We start from the raw sequence: 13,678 nt of genomic DNA, 5'->3' as shown, positions 1-13,678 counted from the left end.
GAAAATAATATTTGTTAATTTTGCTACAATAATATTAAACGAGGAGCTTATGTCCCTGAAGAACAAAATAGTATTCATTACCGGCGCTACATCCGGCATCGGGAAATCGTGCGCCTACGCGTTCGCACGCGAAGGTTCGAATTTAATCATTTCGGCGCGCAGACAGGAATTAATCGAAAAGATTGCCGGCGACATAGAACAAAAATACGGAGTTAAAGTATACGCCGGCAAACTCGACGTTCGTAACAGAAACGAGGTGAAAAATTTTGTTGAAAGACTTCCGGAAGAATGGCAAAAAATCGACATTTTAATTAACAACGCCGGACTCGCCAAAGGCTTGAATAAATTCTACGAGGACGATCCCGACAACTGGGATATTATGATCGACACAAACGTTAAAGGTCTCCTCTACGTAACGCATGAAGTCCTGAAAGGAATGATAGAAAGACAAAGCGGACATATAATAAACATCGGCTCGATTGCCGGACACGAAGCTTATCCGAAAGGAGCGGTTTATTGCGCTACGAAACACGCCGTCGACGCGATTACGAAATCATTAAGAATTGATACGATCGACAAAAACATACGCGTAAGCACAATAGATCCGGGATTGGTTGAAACCAATTTCAGCCGGGTGCGATTCGACGGCGACGAGGAAAAGGCAAAAAACGTTTACAAAGGAATAGAACCGCTTACGGGGGACGACGTTGCAGACGCCGTAATATTCTGCGCTTCCCGTCCTCCGCACGTTAACATTGCGCAGATAACTCTGCTCGCTTCAAAACAGGCAAGCGCAACAATCGTGCACCGCGAATAATAAACAGTACTTATGATTATTAACTTCAGTTCGAGCTTTTCAACTTTACTCTATAAATTATTAGCAAAATTATTTGCAATTTTTGCCCTGGAATAAGCGCTACTAAGAAGTACAATGCCGCTTGAAGAGATACGAAATTAAAAACTTTTTTTCTTGACATACCCCCCGTTTATTATTTTAGCATTACAATAATTATAGTTTTATATTATGAGGGTTATTCAAAATGTCTGCTTCGGAATTCGTATAATCACAAATATCCTGCAAATTAACAATAACATATTGAATTTTATTGTTAAAATTGATTATTCATAGATTATATAATACAAGAATAATCAAAACAATTTGGAGGGAGGGCATCATGAAAATTATATAATGTAATATTTTTTGCTACTTACCTAAATTTTTAGAGGACAATTATGAAGGGAAAAAATTATTATTTAATTATAGCTATTAATATTGCATTATCGACAATAATATTTCCACAAAAAAAATTTGATAAAATTGGCGAGGTAAACTGGATCCAAATTGACTCGATGAACGAAGCCAGATTTCAACATGCTATAGCCGTCTTGCCAGATGGAAATATTTTAGTCAGCGGAGGTTCCGGGGGAGAGCAGGGAAAGCCGGACAAACGGAGCGCAGAAATTTACGATTTCAATACGGGTAAATGGCGTTATACTAACCCTATGAACGTTCCCCGTTCCTTGCATAAGCTATTGCCATTAAAAACGGGTAAAGTTATGGCTATAGGAGGTTATAAAGAGAGAAGCTGCGAATTATTTGACCCGGAAACCGAAACCTGGACGATGACCGACTCTATCCCTACATTAAGAGCAACCGGTTACACGGTAACAGAACTTAATGACGGAAGAGTGCTTATTGCGGGAGGATTTAGATTAACTGATGATTATAAAGAAATGGTTTATTTAAATAATTGTGAAATTTATGACCCGAATACCGGGAAATGGGAAATTGCAGACTCATTAAATATTCCTCGATGGAGACATACAGCAGTTTTACTTAATGATGGAAATGTTTTGATAGCAGGTGGATCAAAGAAGAGCGCCTTAAAAGAATGTGAAATTTATAATGTAACAAAGAATGAATGGAAATATACTACTCCTATGAATGAAGCAAGAACCGCTTTAGCTTCAATTTTATTACCTAATGGAAATATATTTACATCCGGCGGAGATTCAATTGGTGGAACATTTCCATGGAAAAAAAGTGTGGAGATCTTCGACGTTAACGCTGAAAAGTGGTCTTATGCACATAATATGTTAGATTTTAGAGCCGACCATAAAATTTATTATTTACAACATCTTGATAAATTGTTAATATTTGGAGGCGCTCAATTGCAGGGAACAGAAGAAGATACCTGGGAATTATACGATCCAGAAAATCTTGTTCCCTTAACAAAGGGAATTTTCCCATTAAAAAATATTAACTATGTGAGTGAAACTGATAATTCGATACAAATGCAAGACGGAAATATAGCATTAATTGGAGGCGAGGAGTGGGATATAATTTCTGGATTACTAGCGCGTTGGCCTTCTAGGAAATGTTACATAATGAATATATTAACTTCAGTAGAAAGAAATAAGAATTTTATACCAAAAAATTTTCAGTTATTACAAAACTATCCCAATCCGTTTAACCCATCTACTACAATAGAATATTATTTGCCTAAAAGCGGAAAAGTTACTATAAAAATATTCGATTCTCTCGGTAAAGAAATAGAGACGCTTGTTAATGAACATAAACAAGCTGGACATTATCAAGTAATCTTTTATGCAAGGAATCTGCCAAGCGGAGTTTATTACTACTCATTAATATCTGGCTCTACAATAATTACAAAATCAATGGTTTTAATAAAATGAAATCAATTTATTTAACAATTTTCTTTGTATTCTTAACATCAATTATTTTAGCTCAGTATGATGACCCGTATCAATTTTTTCCGGCTAATTTAGGCGACCATTGGGAATATACGAGGGCGGGAGGAGACCTTCATTATACAGTACTGCGCGATTCGATAGACCCGAAAGACAGCAGCAGGTTTATATTCTTTTATGATCCGCCTTTGTATTATGGCGCTGATTATAGAATAGACAGGAATTATAATGTTTTTTACGAGCCTCAATTTGATAACCGGCATGTATATAAATTAAATGCACAGGTAGGTGAGCGGTGGGTTGTTATAGTTGAAGATTCCAGCAAGTGGGAAGAATCGATGGTAAGCGGCATTTATGAGGGGTATGTATTTGGGAAACGCACATTAATAAAGGAGATTCAACATTTTCAACTATGGATAAGACCGGATTCTCTTATAGATACAACTTTTCTTGATGTAGAAAAATTAGCTTACGGATTTGGACGTATATCAAGAGAAAATTATGTATTACAACCTCTTTTATTGAGAGGCTGCAGAATAAACGGAGTAACTTATGGCACTGTTGATGTAAAAGACGAGTCTACTCCGATACCATCCGGTTTTGTTCTCTTTCAGAATTACCCCAATCCGTTTAACCCCGCTACGAAAATCAGATTTAGTTTACCGGAAGCGAGCTTTGTTACACTGAAAGTATATGATGTGCTTGGCAGAGAAATAAAAGAATTGGTAAACGAAGTTAAACCGTCCGGAGAATATGAAGTTGAATTTAACGGAAGTAATTTGCCGAGCGGCACATATGTTTACAAACTAACCGCAGGAAAATATTCTGCAGTCGGTAAAATGACGTTAATGAAATAGATTAAAAAGCCGGAGAAAATCTTCTCTCCGGCTTTTTGATTTTCTTCTTAACAGACCGATTATTTATTCTTTTCGGCAATAAGGTTTAACGCGCTGCCGGCTTTGAACCATTCGATTTGACCCGCGCTCAATGAATGATTCAGCATAATTTCATCCTGCGAACCGTCTTTATGTTTTACAATCATCTTAACCGGTTTTTCGGGAGACAGCTCTTTTAATCCGACTATGCTTATTCTGTCGTCTTCCCGGATTTTATCGTAGTCGGAAGGGTCTGCAAAAGTAAGCGGCAGCATTCCCTGTTTTTTCAAATTCGTTTCGTGAATTCGCGCAAAGCTTTTGGCAATAATCGCTTTGCCGCCGAGGTAGCGCGGTTCCATAGCCGCATGTTCGCGCGAAGAGCCTTCGCCGTAGTTCTCGTCGCCAACCACAACCCAGCCGAGTCTTTTGGCTTTGTATTCGCGAGCCACTTCGTGAACGGGTTTGTATTCGCCGGTAAAGAGATTTTTGGCTTCGCCTGTTTTACCCGTAAATGCATTGACTGCGCCGAGAAACATATTCTTCGATATATTGTCGAGATGACCGCGGTATCTGAGCCATTGACCCGCCGGCGAAATATGGTCGGTAGTGCATTTGCCTTTAGCTTTCAATAGAAGAGGCAAATCGACAAAATCATTTCCGTCCCACGGCTCGAATCTTTCGAGAAACTGGAGTCGCTCGCTGTTCGGATCTATTTTCACTTCCGTATTGAAACCGTCGGGCGTCGGTTCAAGATAACCTTTGTTATCTTTAACGAATCCTTTCAAAGGCAGTTCGTCGCCGTAAGGAGGATCGAGTTTTACTTCTTCCCCTTTTTCGTTTTTGAGAGTGTCGGTCTCCGGATTAAACGACAATCTTCCTGCGATTGCCAGAGCGGTTACTATTTCTGGACTTGCTACAAACGAAAGCGTTTCGGGATTATTGTCGTTTCTTTTGGCAAAATTGCGGTTGAATGAATTAATAATCGTATTCCTTTCACCTGTTTTGATGTCCATTCTCTTCCACATTCCGATACAAGGGCCGCACGCATTGGCGAGCACTTTACCGCCGAGTTCGGTTAATACCTGAAGCTGACCGTCGCGCTCGATTGTGGCGCGCACCTGCTCGGAACCGGGAGTAATTGTAAACTGGGATTTAGCCTTCAATCCCTTTGCCAGCGCCTGTTTTGCAATGTTAGCGGCTCTGTCGATATCCTCGTAACTGGAATTAGTACAGCTTCCGATAAGCGCCACGCTTATATTGTCGGGATAATCGTTTTCCTTGACGGCTTCTTTCATTTTGGATAGCGGATGAGCCAGGTCGGGAGTAAAAGGTCCGTTGATATGAGGTTCGAGTTCGTTAAGATTGATTTCGATCAATTGGTCGAAATATTTTTTCGGATTCGCATAAACGTCGTCGTCGGCTTTGAGCTGATGCGCCAGTTTTTCGGCTAGTTCGGCTACGTCGGCTCTGTCGGTTTTACGCAGATAATTAGCCATTTTTACGTCGAACGGGAAGACCGACGTTGTGGCTCCCACTTCCGCTCCCATATTGCAGATGGTCGCTTTTCCGGTGCAAGAAATCGAATCGGCGCCTTCGCCGAAATATTCGATAATAGCTCCCGTGCCTCCTTTAACGGTCAGCAGACCGGCTAATTTAAGAATAACGTCTTTCGGCGCGGTCCATCCCGAGAGTTTGCCGGTCAATTTAACGCCGATTAATTTGGGCCACTTCAATTCCCACGGCATACCCGCCATAACGTCGACTACGTCGGCTCCTCCGACGCCAATGGCAATCATACCGAGACCGCCTGCATTCGGAGTATGCGAATCCGAGCCGATCATCATTCCGCCGGGAAACGCATAATTTTCAAGTATTACCTGATGAATAATTCCCGCGCCGGGTTTCCAGAAACCTACGCCGTATTTTTTACATACGCTCTCCAGAAAATCGTAGACTTCGCGGTTTTCTTCGATTGCCTTTTCCAGGTCTTCTTTCGAACCGTTCTGCGCTACGATCAGGTGATCGGCATGCGCCGTAGCCGGAACGGCGGACGTCTTTCTGCCGGCATGCATAAACTGAAGCATAGCCATCTGAGCCGTCGCATCCTGCATTGCCACTCTGTCGGGATAAAAATCGACGAAGTCTTTGCCTCGAACAAATTCACGAGTCGGTTCTTCTGCCAGATGCGCATAGAGCACTTTCTCGGCATAAGTCAAAGGTCTGCCGACAACCTTCCGCGCTTTATCAACTTTATTTTCAAAATTATCGTAAACGCGTTTAATCATATCAAAATTTGCAGCCATTTTAATTTTCCCCTTGTTTAATTATTCAGTACAAAAATAAAAAAAATTTTGTTCTGATATTGCCGCGGAAAGTTTTGTGGCTCCCCCTTTAAGATATTTCGCCAAAACTTATACCGTATAGAAGAAGCGGGAATCCGCTCTCTTCGAATCGAACTCCCGCATTTATTTTCATGAAGCCGATAAATCACCGGATAAGAAAAATCATTTAATCATAGCAGAAATAAATTCGGCAACCGCATCGGCTATTTCTTCATGCCCTTTTTCATTGGGATGCAAACCGTCCCAGAAGTTTTCGGGGCATACTTTTCCGTAAAGCTGAATAAATCCCGCCGAACGGCGCTCCGCCAGTTTTTTATATTCTTCATTTAATTTTATCAATGAAGATTGAGTGGCTTCGTTATACAATTTCTTTCTGTTAATTTCGCTCATCGTTTCGAGATTGATATTGCAGGGCGAAGCGATAATTACTTTTGCGGATGGAATTTCCGATTTTATTTGAGACAACATACTGTCGACATTACTCACGCAGTTTGCCACAAGGCTGTCGTTGCCGTTTTTCAAATCGTTAACGCCGAGCAAGATAATAAAATAATCGGCGTCGCGGTTGCCGTCGATAACGGGTTGCAGTTCGTCCAGATCGGAAGTTTTTCTGCCGTTTCTGCCTGCGTTAACAAAAGTAATATTATCGAAACGAGCGGATAATTTTTCCACCCAACCTCTGCCTTCTACGCCCGCGCCGTGAGTAATCGAATCGCCGAAACAAACTATCTTAATTTTTTCCTGCTGCATATTAAAACCCATTATAACGGCTAATATTACGGATAACAGAATTTTCTTTTTCATTTCTACGCCTCAATTTATTCTTTAACCCACTTCTTTTTCCATTCCGGATATTTATCGATAGCCCGCTGAGGCAGGTAAGTGTACCACGTATATCCGACACGCCTTTCGTGAGCCACTTCGGCAAGCGAATAGACTTTTTTGCCGTCGCGATTGCAGAACAACGGTTTATGCGTAATCAGTTCGCTGTATCTAGGCCATATCGGAGGCGCGGCGGGATCTTCAACGACAAAACGGTCGACGCTTATTGTGCTCCATTTGTATTTAATCGGCTTAATCTTTTTTTCTTCGATTCTTATACCTTCAATTTTGGATTCCTCGAACCAACTTACTGCGCTCTCGATTGCATTAATTAATTCGGGCGACGGATTATCGATATCCATAAGAAACAACACCAGGTCGGCGCTTTCCTGATTGGCTATGGAAGGCAGTTCGTAAGAGCGAGCGTGCTGAGGCTCGAGAGTGACATTATCGTGCTGCTGCCCCCATGCGTACAATTTCCCGTTTTCCTTAATCTGACAGTCGAGAATGCATTTCAAACCTTTTTCAAACGCCTTTTTCGATCTATCGTATAAATCTTTATCCACAAAAGAATAGCGAGGTTCTTTTTTAATTATGTTGTAAAGAACCCTCATAACGCCGGTCATCGCTCCGTCGTTGAAAGTAATATATTTCCGGTAGCCGCTTGTATAGGGATAAAACTGAGGCCAGCCGCCGTTGGGATATTGAGCTTTGAGAATAAATTCAATTCCTTTGATACATGCTTCTTTATAACGTTCGTCTTTTAAAATTTCATAAGCGCGCGCAAGATATTCCACCTGAGTATGAGTGGTCCAATTATCGAAGGTTGTGTTGGTGATGTTTTTGGATTTCAGAAGCGCTTCTTTTTGTTCGTCGGTCAGGATGGCGAGCATATCGTAATTTTTGGGCCAGCCTCCGTTTTCTTTTTGATAAAGGAGAATATTATCGGCTATCTCTTTGATTTGCCACGGTTTGTATCTCGGTTGATTCTCGAGCGGATCGATTACGTTATCGTCGGCGCTTATATCGTACCAATGATGCGCGCTGTTCGCAAAACCCGACACGTCGATTATCGTTTTTTTATTTTGAGATTGTCCGTATACGGCTGCAAAAGACAAGGCAATTACGATAAGAAAGAATTTAACGGATTTCATTTTGTATCTCCGTGCAAATTAATTATTCCTCTGTTGACGAACCATTTTTCCAGCAGCGAAGGCCATTCCGACGCGGCATAGCCGCTCTCTTTTTCCATTCCGAAACCGTGGCCTCCTTCGAAAAAAATATGAACTTCGGGGTAAACGTTAATTTTAACGCAGGCGTCGATAAAATTAAGAGATTCCCGGACGGGCACCCTCGTATCGTCGGCGGCGTGAGCAATAAATAACGGCGGAAGTTCTTCTTTTACTTTTTCGTAAAGATTTTGAAGCCAAGGATATATCAGCGCGGCAAAATCGGGTTTGAAATTTTGATTATCGATCGAATCGACAAAAATGCGTTTTGGCGATAGCATAACATTTGCAGCAAGATGACCGCCCGCCGAAAAACCGATCGCGCCTATTTTGTCGTTTTTGGCTTTGCGTCTTACATAACAAACAGCTCTTTGAGCGTCGTCGAGAGCGTCTTCAGGATTAAGCCGGTATTTCAAAACGTATGCATCGATGCCGAGATTGTTGAGCCATTTTGCTATCGTCACTCCTTCTTTTACAAACGCCAAATGATGATAGCCTCCGCCCGGAAGAACGAGCATCGTGATTCCTTTGGACTCGCGAGCTTTATAAAAGACCAATCCCGGTTGATTAACCGTCCAGAATCTTTCGTCGCTGTATTTTTCTTCTTCAGCAGTATTTTTCGTACCGGGCGCGTTGCCGTTCCAGATATTAATAAATTCATACTGTCCGAATAAAGGAGCGCTGACGAACAGTAAAACAAGGATTATAATTTTAGTTTTCATTTCATGTTATATTTTTTTATTACGAGATATTTCAATTCCGTGTCGCCCACATTCCTAATGCCGTGCATGCTGTTCGGCGGACAGTAAAAACTCGAATACGGTTTTCCGATTCTCGTTTCGCCGTCGAGATAAAACTCGGCGGTTCCTTCCAGCACAAAGAAGAATTCGTCTTCGGCGTGTTTGTGAGGCGCGTGGGTTGCTTTATGAGGCGCTACCACGCTCATTTTCAATGTGCGTCCGTCGAGAAAATTCTTATCGACAAACCAGAATTGGTAGCCGACTTTTGTGCCGACTGTATCTTCCCAGTCAAACTGGCTGACGCATTCATCTATTGTAAATTGTTTCGGTTTATCCTGAGCTGCAATCACAACAGAGATAAATAAAAAAAGAATTAAAGATTTCATAAAGTCCTCCCAATGAACGTTTACTTCAACGTTTACTTACAAATTTAGCAACTTTTTTTCGTAATTTACAGGTGAAAATTTTTATTCGTGGGAAAAATGAGCAGCGCAACATTAATTTTATCGTGCGAAGACCGGAAAGGTCTCGTGGCAAAGATATCGCAATTCCTGTTTCAGAGAGACGCCAATATTATCGATCTGGACGAACATGTAGACAAAAACGCAAAGATGTTTTTCATACGCATCGAATGGGAATTAAACGGACAAGCAAATCTTACCGACGATTTTATGAATGAGTTCAAAAAATTAGCCGATGGGATTAATGCAAATTGGGACATAAAACTGAGCGAGGACAAAAAACGCTTAGCCGTATTCGTTTCCAAATACGACCATTGCCTGCTCGAAATACTGTGGCGTTACAGAAACAAAGAACTTCATGCGGATATTCCTCTAATAATTTCCAATCATCCCGACCTCGAGCCTTTGGCAAAGCAGTACGATATTCCCTACTATTGTTTTCCGATAACCAAAGAAAATAAACGAGAGCAGGAAAAGAAAGAACTCGAATTGCTGAGAGAGCATAATATCGACACGATAATATTAGCCCGATACATGCAAATTCTAACACCCGATTTCATTTCCGAATATCCGAATAACATTATCAACATACACCATTCTTTCCTGCCGGCATTCATAGGCGCCGACCCTTATAAAAAGGCGTATGAAAGGGGCGTAAAATTAATCGGCGCAACGAGCCATTACGTTACCGAAGAGCTGGACGAAGGTCCCATTATCGAGCAGGACGTCATTAGGATTTCACACAAGGATTCGTTGAAAGATTTAATAAGAAAAGGACGCGACCTGGAACGGTTGGTGCTTGCGCGCGCCGTAGACCTGCACGTCAACAACCGCGTTCTTCAGCACGGCAAAAAAACAATCATTTTCGAATAGCCGCCATGAAGAATTTACTCCTTCTCGTTTCAATTACTGTCGGCATATTTTTCCCTTACGGACATAAGTTTACGTTTCTCATCAGATATTTTTTGATGGCGCTTCTGTTTTTTTCGTTTCTCGATATTAAAATCGATAAAAATATTGTCGGCATAAAGCATTTCATAATACTCGTTTCTCTAATTGCCGCTTCTTTCATATCGTACTTTGTCATTTATTCTTTCGATAAATTGCTGGCGCAAACCGCTTTCATTACCGCTATAGCTCCCACTGCAATTGCCGCGCCTGTTATTATCAGTCTGAAAAAAGGGAAAGTGGAATTCACGCTATTTTCTCTGGTATTGACAAACATAGTTGTAACAGTAATTCTGCCTTTCATTCTACCCTTGATTATCAACAGCGGAAGCGACATTACATTCAATGATATTCTATTGCCGGTATTGATTACGTTCACGATGCCATTAATACTGGCAAGACTGGTTAAAGCGGCAAGCGTTTCTTTATGGAAAAAACTAATCGACTTGAAGGACGGCTCGTTTTATATACTCGTCGTGAATGTTTATCTGGCTACTTCGGGAGCTTCTTATTACATCCGTAACAATCTCACATCGGATTTGTCGCTTGTTTATCATATCGGCTTCGTTACTGCGTTGATCTGCGTTTTTCTTTTTACACTGGGCTGGTTTATCGGCGGTAAAGAATATGCGTCCGAAGCCAGTCAGGCGTTGGGTCAAAAAAATAATTCGTACACAATATGGCTCGCAATAACTTTTATGAATCCGGTATCAGTACTCGGACCGGTTTTTTATGTGCTTTTTCAAAATACATACATTTCACTCGATCTTTACTATCATTCTAGGAAATCAATTCCTTCAGATTGAAAAAAGTAAGAACGATTACCGGAATATGCAAAACGGTCAATATGCCAAATCGTACGGCAACGTCTTTACGCGCCTGTTTAACCATAGTTCCGAAGTAAACTCCTTTCATAATAGAATTGCTCATCATTGCAATTAAAATCGATACGGAAATAATTTGAGCGTCGAATGCGCTTCCGCTTACTAACGACAAAATGAACGGGTCGATATCCGTAATACCCACAACGGCCGCCAAACTCAAAATTCCCGAACTGCCGAAATAAGTTTTTACCAATCCTGTGATTACCGAAAGTCCCAGGAATAAAATTGCAAATAAAATTGCGGGTCGGATTTCGAACGGGTTTTGCAGATTTTGGATTTCTTTGTCGATAGTCGACTTCTTCGTTTTAGGGTTATTGTTATTTATAAACGAAATAATAAACCCCGCTGCGCTGAGAAGAACCAATTGAAGCCAGAGATGTTGAACAATTGCCGGATTGATTATATAAATAAGCACCAGAACGCGCAAATACATGACGCTCGAAGCTATTACTGCGCCTTGCAAAGCCGGATAAGATAAATTTTCGTTCTTCTGAGCCATCCTGCCGTATGCAATCGAAACCGCCGTGCTCGAAACAATTCCTCCTACCAGACCGGATATTCGAAAACCTGCATGAGCGCCCAATCTTTTTGAAATAAAATAGCCTACAAATCCGACAGAGGAAACGATGATTACAATCTGCCAGGTTTTGTACGGATTGATATTAAACTGCGTGTAATTTTTATCCGGCAAAACAGGCAGTATTATCAATGTAACCAGAAGGAATTTAAGAACGGCAAGAAATTCGACGCGGTCGAGGCGGTCGACGTAATATTCGAGGCTCGCTTTTTCGGACAATAAAATCGTGCTTATGATGCCAAGCGCCATCGAAGCCCAAATATCTACGAGCAATGCCAAAGCTCCAATAATAAACGTTACGAGAGCGCTTACTTCGCTTGTAATTCCGTACTTATCGTATTGCGACTTGGAGAAATATGAAATTGCGGTCAACGCCGAAATTGCAACGAGTCCGATTGGTAAAATAGCCTGCACCCCGATTTTATAAAGCCATGCGCATCCGAATCCCATCAAACTGATTATCGGATAAGTTCTTATGCCGCCGAGCATAACTTTTTTTTGTTTCCCTTTAGTGGTCTCCCTTTCGAGCCCCACCAAAAATCCGAGCGCAAGCGCAACTATGAAACGAAGTTGTTCCGTCCATTCGATTGAATGCATAACGTCACCGTAAAAATTGAAATTCCAAAATAACGGAAAGATTTGCTTGTCGCAACAAATTAATTACCAGCCGTTATAATGAATACGTTCCGGTTTAAAACGCTCGGGCTGATTTTTCTTTTCGTCGGGATAACCAATTGCAACCATAGCTACCGGCAGAATATTCTCCGGTAATCCGAATAGTTCTCTGAATATCCTGATTCTTTCTTCCCTCGGATAAACCGCAATCCATACGGAGCCCAATTCGAGTTCGTGAGCGGCCAGTAATATGTTCTCGGTAGCGGCTGCGCAATTTAACGCAATATATCCGTCGAGACTTTCGATTTCCCTGTCGCCGCAAATCAGTATACCGATGGGAGCTTCTCTGCACATTTGGGCGTAAGGATGCGCTTCGGCTATTTTATTCATAGTCTCTCTGTCGTCAATAACAACAAAGTGCCACGGCTGACTGTTATGCGACGACGGCGCATACATTGCCGCTTTCAGTATTTTGTCGATTTTTTCTTTTTCGACAGGTTGATTTTTGTAACGTCTTATACTTCTCCTGGTTAAAATTGCTTCTATCGTATTCATATTTCCTCCGGAATTGTTACATACAAAAATAAAATTTTACTTTTTTATTTTTGGACTTAGTAAGCGGAGGAATAAATGGTTTATCAGCAGGAAATAACGTTAAAACCGAAACAGCGCGGTTTTCACCTTATTACGAATGAAATATTGAGTCAATTAAATGGCATCGAAAAAATCCGGGCGGGCATTGCGCACATTTTCATAAAACATACTTCGGCATCGTTAACATTGAACGAAAACGCCGACCCGACCGTCCGCAGCGATATGGAAAAATATTTCAACAGGATTGTGCCCGAAGACGCTACGTTCTTCGACCATACATTGGAGGGCGCGGACGATATGACTTCTCATATCAAAGCCTCAATGCTCGGCAGCTCGGTTACAGTTCCCATTAAGAACGGCAAATTTAATCTTGGCACATGGCAGGGAATTTATCTGTGCGAACATCGAAATTACGGCGGACCCAGAAATATTGTGGTAACGATTCTAGGGGCATGAATTTCGAGCTTTGGGGTTCAAGGTTTTGGGGTTCAACGTTCTTCGTTTTGGGAGTTCGTGGTTTATCGTTCAATGTTATACAACATAGAACGCCGGCACGTCTACACTCCTAACGCCCGCGCTACCGCGCTACGAACGCCTTCGTCTTTGCGAGGAGTCCCGCTGTTGGCGGGACGACGAAGCAAACTGTCACTAGAGATTACTTCGCCCCGTTGTAAGCGGGGCTCGTAATTACGAATAGCGAAAGGAAGTCTGTACGACTCCGCAGTTTGCGGGGGAAGCAAACTCTTTATTAACCGCTAAGTTATTCCGTTAAAAGTCAACAGAGAAAATTGACCTATTGTTATGTCAATTTTGATTTAGAGCCATATAGTTCTTTGACATGTTGAATAAGTTTTCTTAAGTTTCCTCAGGAAAACAGTG

Annotated in this window: 13 protein-coding genes; 6 read left to right on the top strand and 7 right to left on the bottom strand. The window is 41.5% G+C overall.

Features of this window, described 5'->3' with window-relative positions; all coding sequences use genetic code 11:
• The first annotated feature begins 49 nt into the window (after positions 1 to 49).
• The 3 genes from ACOYVE_RS12800 to ACOYVE_RS12790 all read left to right on the top strand — a co-directional run bounded on the left by ACOYVE_RS12800 (position 50) and on the right by ACOYVE_RS12790 (position 3,569).
• Positions 50 to 817, top strand: coding sequence for an SDR family oxidoreductase (locus ACOYVE_RS12800; protein WP_014856181.1), 768 nt, complete (start codon positions 50 to 52; stop codon positions 815 to 817).
• Positions 818 to 1,233: 416 nt separating this feature from the next.
• Entirely contained in the window at positions 1,234 to 2,697 is a 1,464-nt protein-coding gene (locus ACOYVE_RS12795; RefSeq protein WP_014856180.1) for a kelch repeat-containing protein, read from the top strand.
• The gene (locus ACOYVE_RS12790; protein ID WP_014856179.1) at positions 2,694 to 3,569 is read left to right on the top strand and encodes a T9SS type A sorting domain-containing protein; all 876 of its coding nucleotides are present in this window, start codon (positions 2,694 to 2,696) and stop codon (positions 3,567 to 3,569) included. The genes ACOYVE_RS12795 and ACOYVE_RS12790 overlap by 4 nt, the downstream gene beginning before the upstream one ends.
• Before the next feature lie 59 nt (positions 3,570 to 3,628).
• Here ACOYVE_RS12790 and ACOYVE_RS12785 read toward each other — a convergent pair whose 3' ends face one another.
• The 5 genes from ACOYVE_RS12785 to ACOYVE_RS12765 all read right to left on the bottom strand — a co-directional run bounded on the left by ACOYVE_RS12785 (position 3,629) and on the right by ACOYVE_RS12765 (position 9,106).
• Positions 3,629 to 5,890, bottom strand: coding sequence for an aconitate hydratase (locus ACOYVE_RS12785; RefSeq protein WP_014856178.1), 2,262 nt, complete (start codon positions 5,888 to 5,890; stop codon positions 3,629 to 3,631).
• Positions 5,891 to 6,091: 201 nt separating this feature from the next.
• Positions 6,092 to 6,733, bottom strand: coding sequence for an SGNH/GDSL hydrolase family protein (locus ACOYVE_RS12780; protein ID WP_014856177.1), 642 nt, complete (start codon positions 6,731 to 6,733; stop codon positions 6,092 to 6,094).
• A gap of 14 nt (positions 6,734 to 6,747) precedes the next feature.
• Entirely contained in the window at positions 6,748 to 7,905 is a 1,158-nt protein-coding gene (gene pelA, locus ACOYVE_RS12775) for a pectate lyase (RefSeq protein ID WP_422882294.1), read from the bottom strand.
• Entirely contained in the window at positions 7,902 to 8,702 is an 801-nt protein-coding gene (locus ACOYVE_RS12770) for an alpha/beta hydrolase (RefSeq protein WP_422882292.1), read from the bottom strand. The genes pelA and ACOYVE_RS12770 overlap by 4 nt, the downstream gene beginning before the upstream one ends.
• Complete coding sequence (locus ACOYVE_RS12765) at positions 8,699 to 9,106, bottom strand: cupin domain-containing protein (RefSeq protein WP_014856174.1); 408 nt, start codon at positions 9,104 to 9,106, stop codon at positions 8,699 to 8,701. Before ACOYVE_RS12765 ends, ACOYVE_RS12770 begins: the two co-directional genes overlap by 4 nt.
• A gap of 96 nt (positions 9,107 to 9,202) precedes the next feature.
• On the opposite strand from ACOYVE_RS12765, the gene purU reads away from it, so the two are divergent.
• The gene (gene purU / locus ACOYVE_RS12760; protein WP_041356001.1) at positions 9,203 to 10,054 is read left to right on the top strand and encodes a formyltetrahydrofolate deformylase; all 852 of its coding nucleotides are present in this window, start codon (positions 9,203 to 9,205) and stop codon (positions 10,052 to 10,054) included.
• Positions 10,055 to 10,059: 5 nt separating this feature from the next.
• Positions 10,060 to 10,935, top strand: a complete 876-nt coding sequence (locus ACOYVE_RS12755; protein ID WP_422882290.1) for a hypothetical protein — start codon at positions 10,060 to 10,062, stop codon at positions 10,933 to 10,935.
• Here the strand turns inward: ACOYVE_RS12755 and ACOYVE_RS12750 are convergent.
• Entirely contained in the window at positions 10,910 to 12,187 is a 1,278-nt protein-coding gene (locus ACOYVE_RS12750) for an MgtC/SapB family protein (RefSeq protein WP_014856171.1), read from the bottom strand. The two genes, ACOYVE_RS12755 and ACOYVE_RS12750, sit on opposite strands and share 26 nt — an antisense overlap.
• A 63-nt stretch (positions 12,188 to 12,250) precedes the next feature.
• Positions 12,251 to 12,760 (bottom strand): nitroreductase family protein, encoded by a 510-nt coding sequence (locus ACOYVE_RS12745; RefSeq protein ID WP_014856170.1) that lies wholly within the window; start codon positions 12,758 to 12,760, stop codon positions 12,251 to 12,253.
• Positions 12,761 to 12,835: 75 nt separating this feature from the next.
• Here ACOYVE_RS12745 and ACOYVE_RS12740 point away from each other — a divergent pair, with 75 nt between their 5' ends.
• Positions 12,836 to 13,255, top strand: a complete 420-nt coding sequence (locus tag ACOYVE_RS12740; protein ID WP_014856169.1) for a secondary thiamine-phosphate synthase enzyme YjbQ — start codon at positions 12,836 to 12,838, stop codon at positions 13,253 to 13,255.
• The last annotated feature ends 423 nt before the right edge of the window (positions 13,256 to 13,678 follow it).

Origin of the sequence: Melioribacter sp. (assembly GCF_049325435.1) — a bacterium.
GTDB lineage: Bacteria > Bacteroidota > Ignavibacteria > Ignavibacteriales > Melioribacteraceae > Melioribacter > Melioribacter roseus.
The sequence above is the reverse complement of the archived record's forward strand: the minus strand, read 5'-3'. Positions and strand labels throughout refer to the sequence as shown.